A 21,957-nucleotide genomic window follows, 5' to 3' on the forward strand; every position below is an offset into this window, starting at 1 on the left:
GGGCCATCGGACGAAACAGAACGGGATCTAACAATTGAGTAAGAAGAAAAAGAATAAATCCGGCAAATACAAGCGAGATAAAAAGGGCTTTGACCTTCTTATGGTCGCAGCGAAAGATGTCATCGAGGCTGTCGTGAGGCCTGTGCTCGGCGATATCGCCTTGGGTGATCTGGACGCCGACATCGTAAAGTCGCTGCGGGACAATATTGTGGCAGCAGGCTACTCGGACTTGTATGCGGACCTGGTCCGGTTGATACTATGCGACATGATCGATCTCGCGGAGGTCCGTGAGGTTGTCGCCAACAATGTAGCAGCTGAACTTTCGCCATCGGTCGGGGGATTCGCGAACTTCTTTCAGGGGCTGGAGTCTCGAAGCGAAACGATCGAACCGGATTCGTTCCGCGATCTCGTAGCCTACATTCTCCAGCATTATGTTCTGCCGATTCGTGAGGAAGCGACACCCGATACGACACTCGCCGATGCATGGGTGGAAGTCGAGCGCATTGCGGGAGATACCCCCGATCTCTACATAGAATTCGCGAAGCTCGTATTCTCCGAGGCTGTCGTGGCAGCGCATCGAGACGGATACGACCCGGCTCGGCTCTTTGATGCTTCTGGCGGCACAGAAGACCCCTACCAGAACTTGGTAACCATGCTGGAGCATCTACGTGAGTCCGATGAGGGGATGGAGAAATTTGATGAACTGGCTTCCAGTCCCGATGGCGATGTGAGCAACACTGTTCTAATCGCGATGCTTACAAATGAGATACTCAAAAAGTTCGACCTGCAGACTATGCCGTCGCACAAGCGATTGCACCGGGAGGTGGTTGAATTCGTGGTGGGTCTTCACTGGGACGAGGTCGATCTCGATGCTAACGCGCTTGCTCTCCCGGAAGACCTGGCTGTGCGGTTAGAAGCTGAGCGCGACCGAATGTGGGGGCCACAGAGCTAATTCCTTGTGATGCAACGCTCGTTATATAATCGGTCGCCGGATTCGGGGCCGATGCCGGGGATCTACCTGTGGGTTGTTTCATCTAATCGCTCTGCAGCACAAGCATTGTCGGTACCGAGGTGGGTACGGGGCGTGGTGTCCACGTGTCATCGGTGTCGACGCGAGCTCGACATCGACGTAATGCGTGCGCCCACTGCGGAGACTGCGCACACCCATGCGCTATCATATCCCGGTCCACGGGCTGCTCCAGGGATTTCCACGACGGAAGAACGGAGTTCCGTAGAGAACCTGTTGCTGTTGTGCCCCAGCTGTCACGACTATTCTGTCGACTGAGAAATCGCCGATGGGATCGATCGTTCAGATATCGGCTTCCGACTTCGCCAGCAGTCTCTTCGCGGTGGTGTTCCCGCCGTTCACAGCTCGGCGCAGTATGTCCTGTACTTCAGCATGATCGCCCCTCTTCATTCGTAGCTGGGCAATTTCCACCAAAGCTGCGCTGCTGCCTCTCGTCACCCGACGCCATAGTAAGTTTTCGGCACCTGCGATGTCTCCGCGATCCTGCCGGGCGGCGGCGACCGCGAACCATGCAGCTTCGTCCAGTGGCAACATAGACAGACGCTCGTATTGCTCGGCCAGCTGCTCGGCGGCATGAACGTCACCAATACGTTCATGCAACTCTGCAAGCTTCACGAGCGCATAGGGTTGTCCCGCTTCTATCAGTCTTCGGTAGACCCGCCGTGCGTGACGCATGCGCCCTTGCTCTTCACGAAGCTTTCCCAGCTCGAATAGCGAAATAGGATCTCCACCGTTGAAGGCCCTCCAGAGCAGCGCCGCACCCCGACGTTCACTTCCATACCTCAGGTGCATTATTCCAGCGACGCGCATCGCATTGGAATTTCCGGTCCGCTCAGCGAGGTCGCAATAGGCGAGCGTCAGATCTCTGTCCTCCCCTGTACTGGCGAGAATGATCAGCTCCGTGATCGCATCCTGAAACCCGAGCCGCATAGCCAGTTTCATCACAGCGAAAGCACGCTTGCTGTCAGTGGAAACGTAGGTCCAGGCCAGGCCCGTCAGGGCCGTGTCATTGCCGCCAGCGTATGCCTTCACGGCAAGATGAAGAGCCAGCCCGTGCTTACCTTGCGCGGCGAGTTCTCTGGCCTGATATTCGACTGCCTTCGCCCCGCCGGCCTTGAGCGCTTGCTCGAACAGCTGCTCCGCACGCTCAGCCTCTCCCACACGCAGTTGCATCGACGCCAATCCGACCAGGGCATGAGGGTTCTTCCCGTTGTCGGCGGCGCTGTACCACCTCGTCGCGGTATCGAATTCACCGCAGTCTTCGTGCCACGCGCCCATCACCACCTGAGACCAGGCATCACCATTTTCCGCCGCCAGCCGAAAGTAAGGTAGTGCGGCTTCGCGCCCGTCGGCGTTGTCAACCAATGAAGCAAAGCTGGCCACGCCTGACGCGTCACCGCGGGCCGCGGCGGCTTGGGCCAGCTGATGACCGATCTCCATCCGATTGCGGACGTAAGCGGCTTTGGCAAGTGACGCCTGGTCTTCCCTCGTAACAGGCTTGCGTAGCGCGGCTAGCCAAAACCCATCCGGCGGGCATACTTCTGAGCGAGTCTGCTTGGCGTACTGCTCAAGGTAATCAACCAAACGATAGGCCGTCTCGGATGAGTCTCCTGTCCTGGAATGGACCCGTGACAGCGGCCCACGGGCACCGCGGCACAACGGCAGTAGATAGCTGATCGCGCGGTCGAACCAGTCACCTCGCAGGTTGTCTTGCTGCAATTCTGTCAAGTACGCCCGTGCGGCGTCATCGAGGAACCGAGCGGGTAGGGACACACTCCAGCCGAGCCGACGAGCGTCCATCGCCGCGTGCAGAACAGCTTGTGCGGTCGGGTCCGCAGTCAGGTAGCGCTCGATCTGCGCCGGGCCACCTGCCAGATACTGCGTGACATGGCCGTCCTCGGCGTTGGCTTGCGCCTCTGTAAGTCGTGGATCTTGTGGTGCCGCCCTGGCAAGCTGGCGTAATTCACCGTCGGTAAAAGTCTCCGGCACCGCGATGAAGTGTCCGCTCAGGAGCGTTCGCACCTGTGGTCGGATGTCATTGTCGTCCTCTGCGGGCACCATCTGAAGCCGGTACTCGTGCCAGAGTGTGCCCAGTATCAGTACTGGGGCGCGATCCGAGTCCCGTAACGTTTGGCGGAGCCATGCAGCGATTGTCTCGTCACGCTGGGTGTCCTCGGTGTAGAGAAATCGATGTAACTCATTCAGCCACAGCACTACATGCCTGCCGAGTGCGGGGAGGTCCGCCAGAAGCTCGTCCGGAGAAATCGGTTGCCATAGCCGCCAGTGTCCGGGCAGGCGCTGAACTTGCTCCCAAGCAGAGCGCGTCTTCCCGGTCGATGAGTTGCCCAGCAAGACAGCAAGAGCACTATCACCTGTCAGCGACTGGTCGACGACCTTCTCCAGCTCACCGTCGTGCTGGCGCCGGACGTAAAGCGGTAACTGTGAAACGGGCGTGGCCCCGTGAGGACTGATCGACTCGTGCACTTCGAGCGCGAACGGGTCCCGAAATTCCGACACTGGTCGGCCCGGGCCGGTCGGCGCCTCATAGGGCTGGATAATCCTAGGTGCGGCGCGGCGCAGTAGTTCCTGCGCCGCCGATGCGTCGAAGACTTGACGACGTTTGTCCACCTTGATAATTCGCGAAGCCCGGCTCTGGGGTTCCGCGAATTCCTCTCTGATGTCGACCCACCACGCCTGATGTTGTTCGGGATGAGACAAGACAAGTATCACTGGCGCGTTTCCACGCAACCAAGAGTTGAGATCACGCGCGTCGCACGTATACCGAAACGAGGTGTCGGTTTCCGCGGTGAATGGCAAAGTACTGGCCTTGCTCTGGACCAGCAGCACCAAGTTGAGGACTTCGCCGCTCACGGGATCGACCAGGTCGATATGCCCGTCGATACCGTGGTCGACGCGGCGCGGGTGGAAGAGGAAACCCATCTCCGTGACACGGGTGTGGATCAATGCGATACCGGCTTCGCCGATCAGAGTCTGGCGAATCACCTTCTTGCCTAGAGGCACGATCCAGTCACTCCTTGTCGCCGATACGATGTGTCCGAGTCTGCCCCACGAGTCCGACACCGTTTGAACGACGCAGGCCGCCTCGCCGGTCTAGCCATCTGGGGCGGGCGCTGCTACTACAAAGAATACCGTCGATGGGGACTGCCCCCGGTTTGGTTGACTTCTGAACTGTGGGGGATTGCTCCTCGCTGGAAGGATGTCCACCATGCCGAAGCCGTATCCCGAAGAGTTCCGCCGCGACGTCGTCGCGGTCGCCCGCAAGGGCGAGATCTCGTTGACGCAGATCGCGAAGTACTTCGGAATATCGCAGAGCTGTATGAAGAACTGGCTCAAACAAGCCGACATCGAAGACGGCCACCAACCCGGCGCCACCCGCGACGAGTCGGCCGAGCTGCGCGAGGCGCGTAAACGGATCCGCCAGCTGGAACAAGAAGCCGAGGTCATGCGCCGCGCGGTCGCCTAACTCAATCGAAGGGGAGGGGTGTGAAGCGTTCGTGCCGATTGGCCCGGTTGTCCGGTGCGGATGGTCGCATTTGCGCGGTGTGCGTTCCCATGTTCGATGTGCCCTACTGGAGCCGCGTCTGACCTGGGGTTTCTCAATGCGGTGATTCTGGGATCTTCGCGGAAACTCCTGCTGATCTGCGCAAACGCTGTCGCAGGTTTGTGCCCTCGGCAGGATTCGAACCTGCGACACCCGCTTTAGGAGAGCGGTGCTCTATCCCCTGAGCTACGAGGGCCGGGCCGTGGCCGGTGGGCAGAGTCTACCGGGTCACCCACTTCGGGGCCGCATCGTGGGGAGCGGCCCCGGGGGGATCAGGCCGCGTGACTGGTTTCGTAGTGGGCGGGGTCGAAGCGGCGGGTCTTCCAGCGGTAGAGGATCGTGGCGCCCGGCCAGTTGTTGGTGATGCGGCCGGAGGCGTTGCGGTACCAGCTGGAGCAGAAGTTCCAGGGGGTGTCCTTCAGGCGTTTCTGGAGCCAATCGTCCCACCGCTGTTCGGTTTCCGGGCGGGCGGACAGGCCGTGGCGGGGGTTGTCGCGCAGGTATTCGACGGCCTGGCGGATGTAGCGGGCCTGTGCTTCGAGCATGTAGACGATGGAGCCGGAGCCGACGTTGGTGTTCGGGCCGTACATCATGAACAGGTTGGGGAACTGCGGTACCGAGACACCGAGGTAGGCGCGGGCGCCTTCGGCGGCCCAGGTGTCGGCGAGTTTGCGGCCACCCGCGCCGTAGATGTTCATGGGGGCGAGGAATTCGGTGCCCTTGAAACCGGTGCCGTAGATGATGACGTCGACCTCGTGGTGGATACCGTCGGCGGTGCGCACGCCGGTGGGGGTGATCTCGGTGATGGGGTTGGTCTCCACGGTGACATTCGGCCGGCTCAGGGCGGGGAAGTAGTCGTTGGAGAAGAGGGCGCGTTTGCAGCCGGGGGCGTAGTCGGGGGTGAGTTTCTCGCGCAGGATCGGGTCGGGGACCTGGCGGGAGCGGTGGGCGTCGGCGATCTTCACCACGGGGGCCTGGATGCCCTGGAGGTCGGTGAGGGCCAAGGCCATGACCTCGAAGAACATCCACCAGCCGAAGCGCTCGGCCCAGCGGACCGGCGGCAGGTACTTGAATACGGCGTGGTGGCGGGGGGTGTAGGCGGCGTCGGCCTTGGGCAGGACCCAGGCGGCGGAACGCTGGAAGAGGGTGAGGTGTTCGGTGAGCGGCTGGATACGCGGGATGTACTGGATGGCGCTGGCGCCGGTGCCGATGCAGGCGACGCGTTTACCGGCCAGGTCGACGGAGTGGTCCCATTCGGCGGAGTGGAACGCGGGTCCGGTGAAGGTGTCGATGCCGGGGATTTTCGGCATGGCGGGGCGGGAGAGCTGGCCGACGGCGGAGATCAGGATATCGGCGGTGAGCTGTTCGCCGTCGGTGGTGCGGATCTGCCACTTCGTGGTGGTCTCGTCGTATTCGGCGTCGCCGATCTCGGTGCCGAAGCGGATGTGGCGTTCGAGATCGTATTTGCCGACCACGCGGCGCATATAGGCGTGGATATCGGCCTGCTCGGAGAAGCGGCGGGGCCAATCGGAGCGGGGCTCGAAGGACCAGGAGTAGAGCGGGGACGGCACATCGCAGGCCGCGCCGGGGTAGGTGTTCTCGCGCCATACGCCGCCGAAGTCCTGGGCGCGTTCGAGGATGGCGAAATCTTTCACGCCGGAACGCAGGAGCTCCAGCCCCATACCGAGCCCACCGAACCCGGCCCCGATGATGATGATCGACGGCGATGTCATGGTCTCAGAGTAGGTCGGGCGGCGGTGCCGTCGAAGAGAACGGCGGTCAGTGAATCGAGATTTTCGGCCACGAAATCAGGCTCGGAGAGGTGATGCGCGTGCATATGTAAGCGAGCGCTCGCCGAGTTCGGCGTTACTGTCCCGGATGGGTAAAACCGGTGGTCCACATGCTTGCGAGCTGTGGATATTCGTCCTATGAACGGGTCATGAACCGGGTTCGTGTCTCGTTTGGATGTCATTTCGTTATCTGACTTGGCAGTGGGCCGGAAACCCCGTTATCACAGTGGAGTGCTCGGCGGCGATGGCGCAGTGCCGGTGGCCCGCAGGGGGCGTCGCGGGCATTGCGTTCCATCCCGCCGTCCGGCGCCGATCATCAATTCGCTCCTTTGTCATGCCGGCCAGCGCTCCCGGTGAATCCACCCGGTTTCCGTCTACCTCCACCACGCCCGGCTACTGCACGGTAGTGTTCGGCGGTGTGTGATGTGAGTCATGTCCGTTCCTGTGTCTCACAGGGGCGTGACCCGGACTCCCCGCGCGACCGTCCGCCGCCCAGATGAGTAGGGGTATTTCCGATGTTGAGCACCATGATGGACGACCAGCTGTCCTTGGCCACGCTGCTGCGCTACGCGTCCACCTTCGTCGGCGATTCCACGGTGTCCACCTGGACCGGGGACGGGGTGCGCACCATGACCTATCGCGAGGCCGGGGCCGACTCGGCCCGGCTGGCCAACGCGCTCACCGATCTGGGTATCGGCGAGGGCGATCGGGTCGGCACGTTCATGTGGAACAACAACGAGCATTTCCTGGCCTATATCGCGATCCCGGCCATGGGGGCGGTGCTACACGCGCTGAACATCCGGCTCTCGCCCGACCAGCTCGTTTTCGTGGCCAACCACGCCGAGGACCAGGTGGTACTCGTCGACGCCAGTCTGGTGCCGATGTTCGCCCAGTACCTGCCACATCTGAAAACGGTCCGGCATGTGATCGTGGTGAACGGTGACGCCGCGTCGCTGGCCGCGCCCGAGGGCGTGACCGTGCACGATTACACCGAACTGCTGGCGAAATATCCGGCCGAGTTCGACTTCCCGGTGCTGGACGAGCGCTCACCGTCGTCGATGTGCTACACCTCCGGCACCACCGGCGACCCGAAGGGCGTCGTGTATTCCCATCGATCCAACTGGCTGCATGCCATGCAGGCGACCACGCCCTCGTCGATGGGGACGCGCAATGACGACACCATGCTCGCGATCGTGCCGCTGTTCCACGCCAATGCCTGGGGGCTGCCCTATGCGGCGCTGCTGACCGGGGCGAATCTACTGATGCCGGACCGGTTCCTGCAGCCGGCACCGCTGCTGGAGATGATGGCCGCGGTGAAACCCACCTTCGCGGCGGCGGTGCCGACCATCTGGGGCGGCGTACTCGCCGCGCTGGAGGCGCATCCACAGGACATCACGCATCTGCGTTCGGTGGTGGTGGGCGGTTCGGCCGCGCCGCCGTCGATGATGAAGGCGTTCGAGCAGAAGCACGGGGTGCGGGTCATCCACGCCTGGGGGATGACCGAGACCTCACCGCTGGGCAGCGTGGCGCAGCCGCCGCAGGGTGTGACCGAGGAGGAGGCCTGGGCCTACCGGGTCACCCAGGGGCGGTTCCCGGCCGCGGTACAGGCCCGGCTGGTCGGCGACGACGGGAACGTGGTGCCCAACGACGGGAACTCCCTCGGCGAGGTGGAGGTTCGCGGGCCGTGGATCACCGGCTCCTATTATTCGCCCGACGGAGCGGACGTGGACCCCGGCAAGTTCGACGACGGATGGTTGCGCACCGGGGATGTGGGCAAGATCAGCCCGGACGGCTACCTGACGCTCGTCGACCGGTCAAAGGATGTGATCAAGTCCGGCGGTGAGTGGATCTCCTCGGTGGACCTGGAGAACGCGGTGATGGGTCATCCCGCAGTGGCCGAGGCGGCGGTGATCGGTATCCCCGATGAGAAGTGGGACGAACGCCCGCTGGTGGCGATCGTCCCGGCCGACGGGGCGTCGGTGGAACCGGCCGAACTGCGCGAATTTCTCGCGGATCGTTTCGCGAAATGGCAGCTGCCGGAGTACTGGACCTTCATCACGGAAGTACCCAAGACCAGCGTCGGCAAGTTCGACAAGAAGCGGCTGCGGGCTCAGCACGCGGACGGAGAACTGATCGTCACGACCGTGCACTGAGGGTGCGCGGACCGCGACGGTATCCGCGGCCGGGGTTGCCGGCCGGATGCGCGGTCCCCGGCGCGAATTCGCGCCGGGGACCGGCCGGGTCAGCAGTTACGCAGTTCCGGGCTCTGGTTGAGCAACTGGTTGCGGGGGCTGATGAAGCGGCTGTAGGTCTCGCCGCCGACGGCCGATAACGGGAACGCCGCCACCCGGTGGCAGTTCTGGAACGCCAGTTTGACGCCGAAGTGCCGTTCCAGGCCGCCCCGGATGGCATCCGAGGCCAAGGCGCGCAACAGCTGCCCGCGCGCCGTCTCGTCCGGCGGGGCCACTTCGTTGTCGGCGAATTCCGCGGTGCCGGAACCGAGTTCGCCGGCGACGCGGCTGACGACCTCCCACGCGTAGGGCAGCGAGTTGCGGACGCATTCGACGAATTCGGCATCGGTGACATCACCGCGTTCGGCACGTTCCAGCAGAGCGGTGGGGACATCTAGGGACACGGCGACCTCCTGGGTCAACTGGTCTTGCAACTGAGGGTGCGGAAACCCGCGTGCAGATCTGCCGGGCCGAGTCTAATCGAAATTGGTTGTCAATAGCAGTGGATTGGTTGTGAAACTCGTTCGCGGGGGCCGCCTTTGGTGGTAGCGGGGTCATTGCTGTCCTGATGGCCGGCTGTGCGGAGCGCGCGGGACGGCCGCTGTCGTGGGTCGGTGTGCGGGGTTTGCCGGGGGGTGACCGCCTCGCGTGGGTCGGCGCGAGAAGCTTGCGAATATTACGAAAAAGACAGTGTTCACAAGTGGGTGCGCGGACTGTATTACCCACTCGAGCTGGCCTTTTTCTGAAAAGGTTGCGATTCGATCACGGGCCGGTAGAGTTACCGTCACAACGGATGCCGAAACGTTACGTTTACCCGGCTCGAGTAGCTGGATCCGTGCACGGCGTTCGACCCTGATGACCGGATAGCGAGGACGGACCTTTGGCGCACCATCGATTAGGCCCCAGCTCCATCACCGTGATGAGCCTTGTCGGTGACGATGTGCAGGTCCGCCCCCGCCGCCACCGCGCCGCCGCCACCGCGGCCGAGAAGGTCCGTGCCGCGGCCGGTGCCGCTGTCGCGGCAGGCGCGCTGATCGGTACCGCTTCCCAGGTCGCTCCCGCCATCGCCTACGCGACGCCGCTGCTACCCGGCGGTGGCGACGAGGCCGTGAAGGCCGAACCCGTCACGCCCGCCGCGGACGCGTCGCCCGCCTCCGCCGAGCGGATGGCGCAGGCCGCGCCGGTCGCCGATACGCAGCCCGCGCCGGTCCAGGCCGCCCCGATCGCCGCGCCCGCGCCGGTGGCCGCACCGTTCGGCCTGCGGAATCTGCCGCCCGAGGTCGCCGCCCCGCTCGCCCACGCCGAGCAGACCCTCGAACAGTTGCATCAGCAGCTCGCTCCCGCCGCCGCGGTCCGGCCGGTCGCCGGCATCGTCAGCTCCACCTACGGCAGCCGGTGGGGCGCCATGCACTACGGTATCGACTTCGCCGATACACTCGGCGCGCCGATCAAATCGGTTGCCTCCGGCACGGTGGTCGAAGCCGGTCCGGCCTCCGGATTCGGAATGTGGGTCCGAGTCCTGCACGACGACGGCACCACCGGTGTCTACGGGCACGTCAACGATATCTACGTCAGCGAAGGACAGCGGGTGAACGCGGGTGATGTGATCGCCACCGTGGGCAACCGCGGGCAATCCACCGGCCCTCACCTGCATCTGGAGATCTGGGACCAAGGTGGTAGCAAAATCGATCCGATGACCTGGATGGTGTCCAAGGGGGTGCCGCTGGAGTGGGGACCCTCGCACTGAGATCGACAGAATCGCTCGACCGTCCGGTCCTTGCCACCCCCGCGGGGTTGGAGGCAGAACTGCGGGCGCCCGGCATGACCGAACTGGCCGATATCTTCGAACCCGACTCGCTCCACGGACGGGTGTACGCGGCTCTGGTGCAGCGGCCGCGGTCGGGGCTCGCCGATATCGCCCGGCACACCGCGCTGTCCGAGACCGTGGTCGAGAACGCGCTCGACGATCTGTGCGGGCTGCGTGCCGTGATCCGGCTCACCGAGCCCGACGGCACCCCGCGCTGGGACGCCCAAGCGCCGGAATCGCTGTCCGAAGCCGAGGCTCGACGGCGGCGCCAGGAGATCAGCACGATGCACGCGGCCGCCGCCCGGCTCAGCGAGACCTTCCGTTCCGTACGGCGCTCGCAGGGCTGGAACGGGGTGATCTCCCCGGTCTTCGAACGGGCCGAACTACTCGCCGACTTCGAGTCGCTGCACGCCAACGCGGACAACTCGGTGAAAATGGTCGAGCGCAGCCCGCATATCAGCGACCCCGAACGCGACAGCCGGATCGCCGAACTCAAACAGACCCGGATGGCCGAGGGCGTGCGGTACCGGATCCTCTACCAGGACACGATCTACCAGGACGCGGACCGGCTACGGCACACCCTGGCCACCAATGCCCGTGGTGCGCAGGCCCGTACCCTGCCCGATCCGCCGTTCAAACTGATCATCGCCGACGACGAACGCGCCAGTCTGGTGCTGCACACCGACGAACGCCGCCCCGACCCGATGGCACTACGGATCAACGGATCACCCCTGCTGGATATGTTGATCCGCAGTTTCGATGTGCTGTGGACGCTGTCCGCGCCGATCTCGGTGCAGCCGGAAGCCGACGAACTCGACGAACGCGACCGCGCGATCCTCACCATGATGGGGATGGGGGCGACCGACGATACGATCGCCCGCCGGCTCGGTATGTCGCGGCGCACCGTGGTCCGGCGCACCGCCCGGCTGCTGGAGCGGCTCGGTGCCAGCACCCGGTTCCAGGCCGGCGTACAGGCGATCCGGCGCGGCTGGTTGTGAACCCGTGCATCGAGTGGGTACGGGCGGCGATGCCCGGGCCTGTTCCTCCGGCGTAGCCACGGAAACCGAACGGCGGCACCAACCTCCCGGCACGGCGTGACGGCTGCCGGTCGCGGCTCGTTCCCCGGGCGGCGACCCGGGGCGCTCCCGAATATGATGGCCACACCGCGCCGGCCCCGGTCCATATGCCCTTCCACCCCCGCTGGGTATGTGAGGGGCCGGGACCTGGCTCGATGCGAGAGGTGAACGCACCCGAATGCACACTGCCCGCCGTCCTTTTCTCGCTGGTCGACGGCGTCGTTCGGGAAGCCCGCTGTTCGCCCAGCTGCTGACCGCCGCCGTCGAATCCGCCGCCACCGAGGTGGCGATCCGCTTCAACCCGACAGGCGACCCCGCCCATCAGCGCGAGATCACCTACCAGGAGCTGGACGAAGAGTCTTCACGGCTGGCCCGGGAACTCATCGAACGCGGGATCGGACCGGGCGACACGGTAGCGATCGGGCTCGCGCGCAGCCCCGAATCGGTGCTCGCGATATGGGCGATCGCGAAAACCGGCGCCGCACATGTACCGATCGACCCACGCCTCCCGGGTGACCGGATCGACCGGCTGGCCGCCGGTTCGGGCGCCGTTCTCGGCCTGACCACTTCACGCTATCGATCCGCGCTGGGCCGGTCCCTGTACTGGATGGAACTGGACGATCCGGTACAGGCCGAACGGATCACGCGGCGGGCGCGGCATCCGATCTCCTACGCCGACCGGGTTCGTCTGCTCGACGCTCGCCATCCCGCCTATATCGCCTACACATCCGCTCCGGGCGGGGAACATGCCGCCGTGGTGGTCCCGCACAGCGCACTGGCCCCAGTGGTGGCGGCGGCCACCGACCACTACGGCATCACCAGCGATTCGCGGGTGGCCCATATGTGCTCCCCGGACATCGACGTCTCGGTGCTGGAACTACTGCTGACCTTCACCTCCGGCGCCACGCTGGTGCTCGTCCCCGCGGAGACCTCCGACGGCCGCCACCTCACCGATCTGCTGGCCCGGGAACAGGTGACCCATGTGCTCACCACCCCGGCGGCCCTGGCCTCCGTGGATCCGGCGGGGCTCACCGACCTGCACGTGGTCGCCGCCATCGGTGGCACATGCGATTACGAGCCGATCGGCCGCTGGGCGCACGAGCGGAACTTCTTCACCGGTTACGGTCGCACCGAGGCCGGTGTCATCGCGACCGGTCCCGGTACGACGGCGCCGGGGGCACCGATTACGGTCGGGGCGGCCCTGAACGGAACAGGCGTTTTCGTTCTCGACGTCCGGTTGCGGCCGGTACCCATCGGTGTGGTGGGTGAGCTCTACCTGTCCGGGCCGGCGCTGGCGCACGGGTACCTCGAACGGCGCGGGCTCACCGCGCAGCGTTTCGTCGCCGCGCCCTTCGGCGCCGAACTCGGTCGGCCCGGCACCCGTATGCACCGCACCGGCGACCTGGTGCGGCGGATCGTCACACCGCGCGGCGAAGAGATCGAATACCTGGGCCGCGGCGGGTCCGGGGCGGCCGAGCGTGGCGAGGTTCGGCAGGCGCCGAGCGGTGAGGCCGACCGGGTTGCGCTGCCGGAAGGTTCGCATGGATTCGCGGAGCGAAGGGTATCGCCGAATCCGGCGGACCGGACAGGACACGAAACCCTGCCCGCGAGTACGCGCGTGCCGGAGCCGAATCCCCTCCGCGAATCCGGTCACGGTGGCCCGGGTGGAGATAGGCCCGCGGCGGCGCCCTCGGCTTCGGGCGAGCGGCGAGTACTACCGGAACGCGGCCGCGGGATCGGACATGGCGAGGTTCCGGCGGCTTCGGCCGCCGAGCTCGATCGGGAAAAGTTGCCGAGGTCTTCGTACGGGCGTGCGGGCAGTGAGGTGCCGGCCGCTTCGGTCCGTGAGGTCGGTCGAGGTGTGCTGTCGGGGTCTTCGTACGGGCGTGCGGGCGGTGAGGTGCCGGCCGCTTCGGGCGGTGAGGTCGGTCGGGATGACCTGCCGGGGTCCTCGCGCGGGGGCGAGGGAGGTGGGATTCCGGTGGCTTCGGCCGACGGGCTCCAGCGAGCTGCGCTGCCGCAGCGTGCGCGTGGGCTGGGGAGAGCGGTTCCGGCGGCTTCGGGCGGTGAGGTCGGTCGAGGTGTGCAGCCGGGGTTCTTGCGTGGGCGCGAGGGTGATGAGGTTCCGTCGCCTTCGGGCCGTGAGGTCGATCGGCCCGGGTTGCTGGCTTCTTCGCGTGGGCATGAGGGCGGGGACGCATCGGCCGGGGGGTTGGAACATGCTGCCTTGCCGCAACATTCGCGGGGCGTCGGGGGAAAGATGCCGTCGGCATCGGACCGTGAGGTCGGTCGAGGCGCGCTGCCGGAATCTGCGCTCGGGTCCGGGAGCGGGCCGGCGGTTTCGGCCGACGAGTTCGGAGGTGTACCACTGCCGGAGCGTTCACGTGGACCCAGGGCAGAGGTGCCGCGGGGGTCTGCCGTCGGACGCGGGGGCGAGCCGGTGGCATCGGCCGACGAGTTCGGACGTGAGCGTTCACGTGGACCCAGGGGAGAGGTGCCGCGGGGATCTGCCGCCGGAGGTGGGGGCGGTGAGGTGTCGCCGGATGGGCCCGGTGCGTTCGCGCTCGGCGCACTACCTCGGGACGGGAGCCCGGGGCGCGGAGAGGTTTCGCAGCCTCGGGGCGCTGCGCTGGATCACCCTGCGCTGCCACAACGTTCGCGTGGGGCGATGGAGGAAGCCGTTCCGCCTACCGGGACAGATGCGGTGATGCGCGACGCGCGGCCCGAATCCGGGCGCGCGAGTGGACCGGGGGCGGGCCTGTCGCCTTCGGCCCGCCGTTTCGAACACGGGGCCGCGCCGGAGAACTGGCGCAGCTCCCGGGGAGACGCGGTTTCGCCGGCTTCGGCGGGGCAGCCCGGGCTCCGGTCCCGACGCGCGTTCGGACGGCAGGACGCTCCACCGATCCCGGCCGACGGTATCGGTGCGGTGCCGCCGACCCCGATCCTGGCCGAGTACCTCGTGGGCGGTGTGCATTCCGGTTTCGCGCAGACCGGGGTGCTGGCATTGCCGGAGGGGATCGACCGGGCCTGGACGGCGGCGGTTCTCGGGGCCGTTGTGGAGCGGCACGATATGTTGCGGGCGCGGCTGGTGGCCGAGGACGGGCAGTACCGATGGGAGGTTCCCGACAGCGGGCCGGTGGGGGAGAGTTGGCTGCTGGCCGAGGTGGAGGTACCCGCGGGGACTCGTCCGGCCGAGGTCGCCGCGACCGCCCGCTCGGCGATGGAAACGACTGTGGCGCGGCTGGATCCGCTCGGCGGCCGGATGGTCGCCGCGACCCGGCTGTGCCGGGCGGGCGCTCGCGACGCGCTTTTGCTCGCCGTGCACCACTACGTGGTCGACACGGTGTCCTGGCAGATCCTTCTGGCGGATCTGGCCCGGGCCTGGGCGCAGGTGGCCGGCCGGTTACGCCCGCAGCTGCCGCCGGTCACCACTTCGTTCCGGCGATGGGCGCAGGCGGCGACCGAACCCGTCGCGCCACCGGAACGCGATACCGCACTCGTCCAGTGGCGGAAGGTGCTGGCCATCCCGGACCCGCTGCTCGGGACGCGGGCACTCGACCGCACTGTCGACACCCACGCGTCGGTGCGTCGGTTCGCGGTGGAGGTGCCGGCGGATATCGCCGAGGTGGTGCTGACCGAGGTACCGGCGCTGTACCGGACGGATCCCGAATGCCCGCTGCTGGCCGCGCTCGCCCTGGCGGTGCGGAACTGGCGGTCCCGGCGTGGGGTGGACTGCGCGACCACCCGGGTCCGGCTGCACGGCGACGGACGCGCGGAAGCACTACTGCCCGGAGCCGATCTCACCCGTACCGTCGGCTGGTTCGATACGGCATATCCGGCGGCCCTGGATCTCGGCGATATCGACCCCCGGGCGGCACTGGCCGCGGGTCCGGTGACCGCCGCGCTGCTGCGTTCGGTGAAGGAACAGCTGGTGGCGCTTCCGCGGCGGCTCGGTTTCGGGTTGCTGCGCCGCTCGGCCGTCGGTGAATTCGATGGACCCGTGGCGCAGATCGGGTTCGCCTGTACGGGCCGGTTGGCCGTGCCCGGTGCCGACGAGACGGCATGGCGGCCCCTCGGCGAGCTCGGTGGGTTCGCGACCGCCTTCGACCGGGATATGCCGGCGGAGACAGTGATCGATATCGATGCCGTCGTCGGCGGCGACGGCCGGATCACGGCCTCGTTCGCCTACGTCGCCGATATCGTCGACGAGCCGTCGGTCCGGGAGCTGGCCGACGAGTGGCTGGCCGCGGTCAACGCCATCGCCCGGCATACGACCGACCCGGCGGCCGGGGGTCTCACCCCCTCGGATCTGCCGCTGGTCCGTGTCGGGCAGCGGGAGCTCGATACCTGGCGCGCGGAGTACTCGGGCCTGGCCGATGTGCTGCCGCTGGCACCGCTGGGCGCGGGGCTGTTCTTCCATTCCCAGTTCACGACGGGCGGCCCCGACGACTATGTGATGGTGTTCGTTGTCGAGCTCGGGGGTGTCATAGACCTGGACCGGTTGCACCGGGCCGCGCAGGGGCTCGCCGACCGGCATCCGGTCCTGCGTACCGCGTTCGTGACCGCCGCGGACGGGACACCGGTGCAGTTGGTGGCCGAGACGGTCACGGTGCCGTGGCTGGTGGTCGACGATGTCGGCGACTACGAGATCCCGGAGCTGCTGGAGAGAGAACGGCTCACCCGGTTCGCCCTGGACACCGCGCCGTTGCTGCGGGTCACGGTGTATCGCACGGTATCCGGCCGTACCCATCTTGTGCTGGCCGCGCACCAGTTGCTCTTCGACGGCCGGTCGGCGCCGATCCTGCTCACAGATCTGCTGACCCTCTACGCCCACCACGGTGACCCGGCGGCGCTGCCGCAGCCTCCGGCCTACCGCGACTATCTGGGGTGGCTGGTCCGGCAGGACACCGCGGCCGGCCGGGCCCGCTGGGCGGAGGTTCTGCGGGGCGCCCGGCCGACCGAACTCGCTCCGGTGCTCGCCCCGCCCACCCGACCGGAAACCGGGATCGGGAAGGCTGATCTGGCGCTCGGCGATGTCGAGACCGCCGCCATGGCGGCATACGCGGCCGCGGCCGGGGTGACGGTCGAGACCGTGGTGCAGGCGCTGTGGGCGCTGCTGCTGGCGGGCCTGACCGGACGCCGGGACATCGTGTTCGGTGCCGTGGTCGCCGGTCGCCCGTCCGGGTTGAGCGGCGTCGACGAGATGGCCGGTCTGTTCGCCAACACCATCCCGATGCGGGTGCGTTTCGAGCCCGGATGGACGGTGCGGGATCTGCTGTCCCGCATCCGGTCCGAACAGCATGCCCTGCGCGACCATCACCATCTGAGCGCCGCGGATACGGCACCGGGCGCGGCGGGACTCTTCGACACCCTGCTGGCCTACGACCCGCACCCGGTCGGCACGGCGCGCCCGACCCCTGCCGGTGGCGTCGACGGGCTCCAGGTGTTGGATCAGACTTCTCATGCCTTCACCCATTACCCGGTGACACTGGTGGCGGAGTCGGCGGACCGGCTGCTGTTGCGCCTGTGGTACCGCCGCGAGCTCATCGACGAATCCGCGGCCGCCGCCCTCTCCGTATTACTGCACGCGCTCGTGGGCCAGCTGCTGGCGGTACCCGCGGAACTCGGACAAACCCCGGCGGCGGATTGGTGGCGTGCCCCCGGCACGCTCGTCGGCCGCGCCGAACTGCCCGCCGATCGACCGCGCCCGGCCGCCCCGTCCGGCGGCTGCGGCCAGCTGACGCGGGAGCTGAGTATCGACCTGCTCGATTCGCTGAACGATATCGCGACGCATCAGGGGACGAGCGCGTTCACCGTGATTCAGGCGGCGCTGGCCATTCTGCTGACCCGGCTGTCGGGGCATCGGGATATCGCCGTCGGCGCGTTCAATACCCAGCACGCCGCGGCCGGATTGTCGGTACTGCACACCGATCTGGATCCGGCGCTGCGCTTCGACGAACTGCTCGACACCGCCCGGATCGCCGGTGGTGCGCTTTTCGAGACCGGCGGTCGCGGCACCGAACGGCTGGGGCAACTGATCGATACGGTGCGCACCGCCGCCGGACAACCGCCCTTCCGGGTGCTGCTGGCCACCACGGATGCGCCCGCCCGCCTGCCGGACATGCTCGACCTGCGGGTGGACCTGCTGGATACCGGTGCCGAGGCGCGGCTGACCTTCACCTACACCAGCGACCTGTTCGACGCACCCACGCTCGGCGACCACGCGGACCGGCTCCTGCGGATCCTGCACGCCGTGGCCGCCGATCCGCACCGCATCGTGGGCGATATCGATCTGCTCGCTCCCGGCGAGCGCGAGCTGGTGCTGCGGGAATGGAACAGCGGCGGGGTGCCGGTGCCGGCGGTGACACTGGTCGACCTCATCGAGGCCCAGGCCCGCCTGCGGCCGCGGTCCCCGGCCGTACGGGCCGGCGGGACCGTACTGAGTTTCGCGGAACTGCTGAGCCGGTCGTATCAGGTGGCCCGCGCCCTGATCGCCGCCGGGGCGGCCCCGGAAACCCTGGTGGCCGTGGCGGTGCCGCGGACCGAGGAGTTGCCGGTCGCGCTGCTCGGTGTGTTGCTGTCCGGTGCCGGCTATCTGCCGCTCGACACCGCCTTCCCACGGCCGCGACTGGAAGCTGCGCTCGTCGAATGGCACCTGGTCGCCGTCCTCACGACCGCCGCCGAACGTGACGCGATCCCGACCGTGGACACGCCGGTGATCCTGCTCGCCGATACCGGGAACCGTTCCACCGAACCGCTCACCGGGGCCGAGCGCCGGGCCCCGCTGCACCCGGACAACCTGGCCTGTGTCGTGCACACCTCCGGTTCCACCGGCGCGCCCGGGGCCGTGGCCGTGGCGCATCGCAACGTGGTGGAACTCTTCGCCAACACCCAGTTGCTGTTCGAGTTCGACGACGCCGATGTGTGGACCCTTCTCCACTCGGTCGCCTTCGACTTCTCGATCTGGGAGCTGTGGTGCGCGCTGGCCAGTGGCGGATCGGTGGTGGTGGTCGGCCGGCCGGAAATTCGGTCACCCGAACGGTTCCGGGAACTGCTCATCCGTGACCGGGTCACCGTGCTCAACCAGACGCCGTCGGAGTTCTATCGACTCGCGGAAGCCGACCGGCTCGCGCACGGCGAGAGCAGCGGCGTACTCGCCCTGCGCTATGTGGTGTTCGGCGGTGAGACGCTGGATCTGCGCCGGCTGCGAAGCTGGTACGAACGCCACGGTGGGCCCGGAACCGATGGGCCGTGGCTGGTGAACATGTACGGCCTCACCGAGACCACCGTGCACGCCTCCTTCCTGGCGCTCGACGAGAAGCTGGTCGACAACCCGGCCGGTGTGATCGGCCGGGCGCTGCCCGGTCTGGACGCCTTCGTGCTCGACGAACGACTGCATCCGGCTCCGGTCGGTGTACCGGGCGAGATCTATGTCTCGGGGCGGCAGCTGACCCGCGGCTACCTCGGCAGTCCGGGCCGCACCGCCACCCGGTTCGTCGCCGACCCGTTCGGAGCGCCGGGGTCACGGATGTACCGCAGCGGCGATATCGGCCGCTGGGCCGCCTTCGGTGGTCGCGCCGATCTGGAATATGCCGGTCGCGCGGACGCACAGGTGCAGCTGCGGGGATTCCGGATCGAACTGGGCGAGGTCGAGTCGGCCCTGCTGCGCTGCCCGGGGGTGGGGCGGGCGGTCGCGCTGGTCCGCACCGACGAGGTGGCAGGGGACCGGCTGCTCGGTTACGCGGTGCCCGCCGCGGAACAGGAGGCCGTCCTCGATCCGGCGCTGCTGCGCGGGCAGGTCGCCGAATTCCTACCCCAATACATGGTTCCCGAGGCCGTGGTGGTCGTCGAGGAGCTGCCGCTGACCCCGCACGGGAAACTCGACCGGGACGCGCTACCGGTCCCGCCGGTGGCCGGCCGGGCGCCCTACACCGCCCCGGCGGGCCGGGTGGAAACGGTGGTGGCGGACGTGTTCGCCGATCTGCTCGGCGTCGAACGTGTCGGCGCCGAGGACGATTTCTTCGCTCTCGGGGGCAATTCACTGAGCGCCACCCGGGTGGTGGCCCGGATCAACGAGGAGTTGTCGGCCGAACTCGTGGTGCGCGTGCTGTTCGAGGCGCCGACGGTGGCCGCGCTGGCCGCGCGGGTGGTCCCCGGGGTCGTCCCGCAGGTGGAGCGACCGGCGCTGGCACGGGTCGATCGGCCGGAACGAATCCCGTTGTCGCCACGGCAATACCGGTTGTGGCCGGGCGACCGGCTCGTCCCGGATTCGGCGGTCCACAATATTCCGCTCGCCATCGGGCTCGACGGTGCGCTCGATACGTCCGCGTTGCGCTACGCCCTGTCCGATGTCCTGGAACGGCACGAGGTGCTGCGCACTCGCTACCCCGGTGGCCCGGACGGACTGCCGTACCAGGAGATCCTGCCGGTGGCGCAGGCGCTGCGCGGCGGTCTGGAATCGGAGACCGCCGAGGACGCGCTCACTCGGATCGGCGAACTGCTCGCGGTCGGTTTCGATGTGACCACCCAGGTACCGGTGCGCGGGCTGCTGCTCACCACCGGCCCCGACCGGCATGTGCTGGCGCTGGTCGTGCACCGTATCGCCGCCGACCCGGCCTCCCTCGCACCGTTGGCGCGTGACCTGATGACCGCGTATCTGGCCCGTGTCGGTGGGGAGTCGCCACGCTGGTCACCGCTGTCGGTGCAGTACGCCGACTACGCGATCTGGCAGGGCGCCGTACTCGGTGCGGGCACCGACGAGAACTCCGTCGCGGCAGCGCAATCGGCGTACTGGCGCGACCGGTTGCGCGGCGCGACCGGCGAACCGGAGCTGCCGCTGGACCGGCCGCGTCCGGTGATGCCCTCGATGCGGGGCAGAACCACGGGTTTCGCGGTGCCCGCCGAAGTACACGAGGGACTGGACCGGCTCGCCCGCGAACGCGGCGCCACGCTGTTCATGGTGTTGCACGCCGCGGTGAGCGTCCTGCTGCACCGGCTGACCGGTGCGGAGGACATCGCTGTGGGGACTCCGGTTGCCGGGCGGAATGAGCGGGCGCTCGACGACCTCGTCGGCATGTTCACCAATACGCTCGCCCTGCGTACGCGCGTCGATGCCACCCGGCCCTTCGCCGAACTGCTCGACGAGACACGGGAAACCGCCCTGGCGGCGTTCGACCGTGCCGATATCCCGTTCGAACAGGTGGTGGAGATCGTGGCTCCGGAGCAGGCCACCGCGCACAATCCGCTGTTCTCCGTGCTGCTCACGGTGGGGAACGACGAGCGGGTGGCGCTGAAACTGCCGGGCCTGTCCGTGTGGTCGCTCGATTGCCGGGAGCTCACCGCCACCTTCGATCTGCGGATAGATATCGACCCCGGCCACGACACCGACGGGGCGCCCGGTGGGCTGCACGCCGTACTGACCTATCCCACGGACCTCTTCGACGAGGAAACGGTGCGGTCGTTCGGCCACCGGCTGCGGCGGACCCTTTCCGCGGTCGCCGCCGAGCCGCTGATGCCGGTGGGCGATATCGATTATTCGGAGGCCCCCGAACGCCCCCGCGCACTCGCCCCGGCCGAGCAGTCGGTACCGGCCGCGACCGCGGGAACCGCGCTCGCCCAAACTCTCAGCGCCTCGGTGGAGGATGATCCGGAAGGCCCCGCAGTGGTGTGTGGCGAGACCACGGTGAGCTATCGCGAGCTCGACGCGCGGTCCTCGCGACTGGCGCGGGTACTGATCGCGCGGGGATGCGGTCCAGGCACCGGTGTGGTGAGTGCGCTGGAACGCGGGGTGGACGCGCTGGTGGCGACCTGGGCGGTATTGAAGGCGGGCGCCACTCTGGTGCCCACCGACGCCCTGGAGGTCGCGGCGGCCGCGGAGCTGGCGGTCACGGCCGGGCTGTCCGTGGGCCGGGCCCCGGCCGCGCCCCACCTCGAATGGCTGCTGCTCGACGAGCCGGCGCTCGCCGCGGAGATCGCCGCCGAATCGCCGCGGCCGGTCACCTATGCGCACCGGGTGCGACCGTTGCGCGGCAGTGATCTGGTCGTGGTGGACGGTACCGGCCGGCGGGTGAGCTACGACCAGCTGGCCACCGCGGTGACCCGGGTGCACACCGTTACCGGACTCACCTACGAGGCCAGGACCTACCGCGCCGGCCGCGGTGACGGCCCGGCGGCAGTACTGGAGACCGTGGCCGCCGGGGCCGCGGGCGCGTCGGTGGTGCTACTCCCGGGAGAGTTGCCGGATGCGACCCCGGCGGGTGAGTGGATCACGCATCTGTGGTCCGACGGCGCCGGTCTGGCGGCACTCGATCCCGGCGCACTCGAGGATCTGACCACGCTCGTCCTCGACGAGCAGGATGAGCCGGATGCGGCCTGGTCCGGTGTCGGCACGGTGCTCGACCTCCCCACACTACTGGGCTGACAGCGTGGAACAGGGCCGATTCCCAGAGGCCACGGCGGGTTTCG

9 protein-coding genes, 1 tRNA gene and 1 pseudogene are annotated in these 21,957 nt (G+C 67.5%); 7 read left to right on the forward strand and 4 right to left on the reverse strand.

Going from position 1 to position 21,957, the window contains the following annotated elements; genetic code table 11:
• The first annotated feature begins 34 nt into the window (after positions 1-34).
• Complete coding sequence (locus ACQPYS_RS03205; protein ID WP_433491653.1) at positions 35-952, forward strand: hypothetical protein; 918 nt, start codon at positions 35-37, stop codon at positions 950-952.
• Positions 953-1,132: 180 nt separating this feature from the next.
• Positions 1,133-1,285, forward strand: coding sequence for an HNH endonuclease (locus ACQPYS_RS03210; RefSeq protein WP_433491654.1), 153 nt, complete (start codon positions 1,133-1,135; stop codon positions 1,283-1,285).
• 24 nt (positions 1,286-1,309) lie between these two features.
• Here ACQPYS_RS03210 and ACQPYS_RS03215 read toward each other — a convergent pair whose 3' ends face one another.
• Entirely contained in the window at positions 1,310-4,048 is a 2,739-nt protein-coding gene (locus ACQPYS_RS03215) for a DUF4365 domain-containing protein (RefSeq protein ID WP_433491655.1), read from the reverse strand.
• A gap of 205 nt (positions 4,049-4,253) precedes the next feature.
• Here ACQPYS_RS03215 and ACQPYS_RS03220 point away from each other — a divergent pair.
• A pseudogene (locus ACQPYS_RS03220) lies at positions 4,254-4,505 on the forward strand (transposase); the annotation flags it as partial.
• A 207-nt stretch (positions 4,506-4,712) separates the two neighbouring features.
• On the opposite strand, the gene ACQPYS_RS03225 reads toward ACQPYS_RS03220, so the two are convergent.
• Positions 4,713-4,785: transfer RNA gene (locus tag ACQPYS_RS03225), tRNA-Arg, on the reverse strand.
• Positions 4,786-4,861: 76 nt separating this feature from the next.
• Positions 4,862-6,322, reverse strand: a complete 1,461-nt coding sequence (locus ACQPYS_RS03230) for a flavin-containing monooxygenase (protein WP_433491656.1) — start codon at positions 6,320-6,322, stop codon at positions 4,862-4,864.
• A gap of 572 nt (positions 6,323-6,894) precedes the next feature.
• On the opposite strand from ACQPYS_RS03230, the gene ACQPYS_RS03235 reads away from it, so the two are divergent.
• Positions 6,895-8,532, forward strand: coding sequence for a long-chain fatty acid--CoA ligase (locus ACQPYS_RS03235; RefSeq protein WP_433491657.1), 1,638 nt, complete (start codon positions 6,895-6,897; stop codon positions 8,530-8,532).
• 89 nt (positions 8,533-8,621) lie between these two features.
• Here ACQPYS_RS03235 and ACQPYS_RS03240 read toward each other — a convergent pair whose 3' ends face one another.
• The gene (locus ACQPYS_RS03240) at positions 8,622-9,014 is read right to left on the reverse strand and encodes an SCO5389 family protein (RefSeq protein WP_039828431.1); all 393 of its coding nucleotides are present in this window, start codon (positions 9,012-9,014) and stop codon (positions 8,622-8,624) included.
• Between the two features lie 515 nt (positions 9,015-9,529).
• On the opposite strand from ACQPYS_RS03240, the gene ACQPYS_RS03245 reads away from it, so the two are divergent.
• The 3 genes from ACQPYS_RS03245 to ACQPYS_RS03255 all read left to right on the forward strand — a co-directional run bounded on the left by ACQPYS_RS03245 (position 9,530) and on the right by ACQPYS_RS03255 (position 21,913).
• A complete protein-coding gene (locus ACQPYS_RS03245; RefSeq protein ID WP_431940856.1) occupies positions 9,530-10,357 on the forward strand; it encodes a M23 family metallopeptidase in 828 nt (275 codons plus the stop codon).
• Between the two features lie 47 nt (positions 10,358-10,404).
• On the forward strand, positions 10,405-11,415 hold the full coding sequence (locus ACQPYS_RS03250) for a LuxR C-terminal-related transcriptional regulator (RefSeq protein WP_433491658.1): 1,011 nt from the start codon (positions 10,405-10,407) through the stop codon (positions 11,413-11,415).
• 256 nt (positions 11,416-11,671) lie between these two features.
• Positions 11,672-21,913 carry an amino acid adenylation domain-containing protein gene (locus ACQPYS_RS03255; RefSeq protein WP_433491659.1) on the forward strand — a complete coding sequence of 3,414 codons (10,242 nt, stop codon included), beginning with the start codon at positions 11,672-11,674 and terminating at the stop codon, positions 21,911-21,913.
• Positions 21,914-21,957: the final 44 nt, after the last annotated feature.

It is taken from the genome of Nocardia grenadensis, from assembly GCF_050942415.1.
GTDB lineage: Bacteria > Actinomycetota > Actinomycetes > Mycobacteriales > Mycobacteriaceae > Nocardia > Nocardia grenadensis.

Excerpts from the sequence above, each read along its gene's own strand:
- ACQPYS_RS03210 (WP_433491654.1), top strand. The coding sequence starts at position 1,133 with ATGCGTGCGCCCACTGCGGAGACTGCGCACACCCATGCGCTATCATAT.
- ACQPYS_RS03230 (WP_433491656.1), bottom strand. The coding sequence starts at position 6,322 with ATGACATCGCCGTCGATCATCATCATCGGGGCCGGGTTCGGTGGGCTC.
- ACQPYS_RS03235 (WP_433491657.1), top strand. The coding sequence starts at position 6,895 with ATGTTGAGCACCATGATGGACGACCAGCTGTCCTTGGCCACGCTGCTG.
- ACQPYS_RS03245 (WP_431940856.1), top strand. The coding sequence starts at position 9,530 with ATGAGCCTTGTCGGTGACGATGTGCAGGTCCGCCCCCGCCGCCACCGC.
- ACQPYS_RS03255 (WP_433491659.1), top strand. The coding sequence starts at position 11,672 with ATGCACACTGCCCGCCGTCCTTTTCTCGCTGGTCGACGGCGTCGTTCG.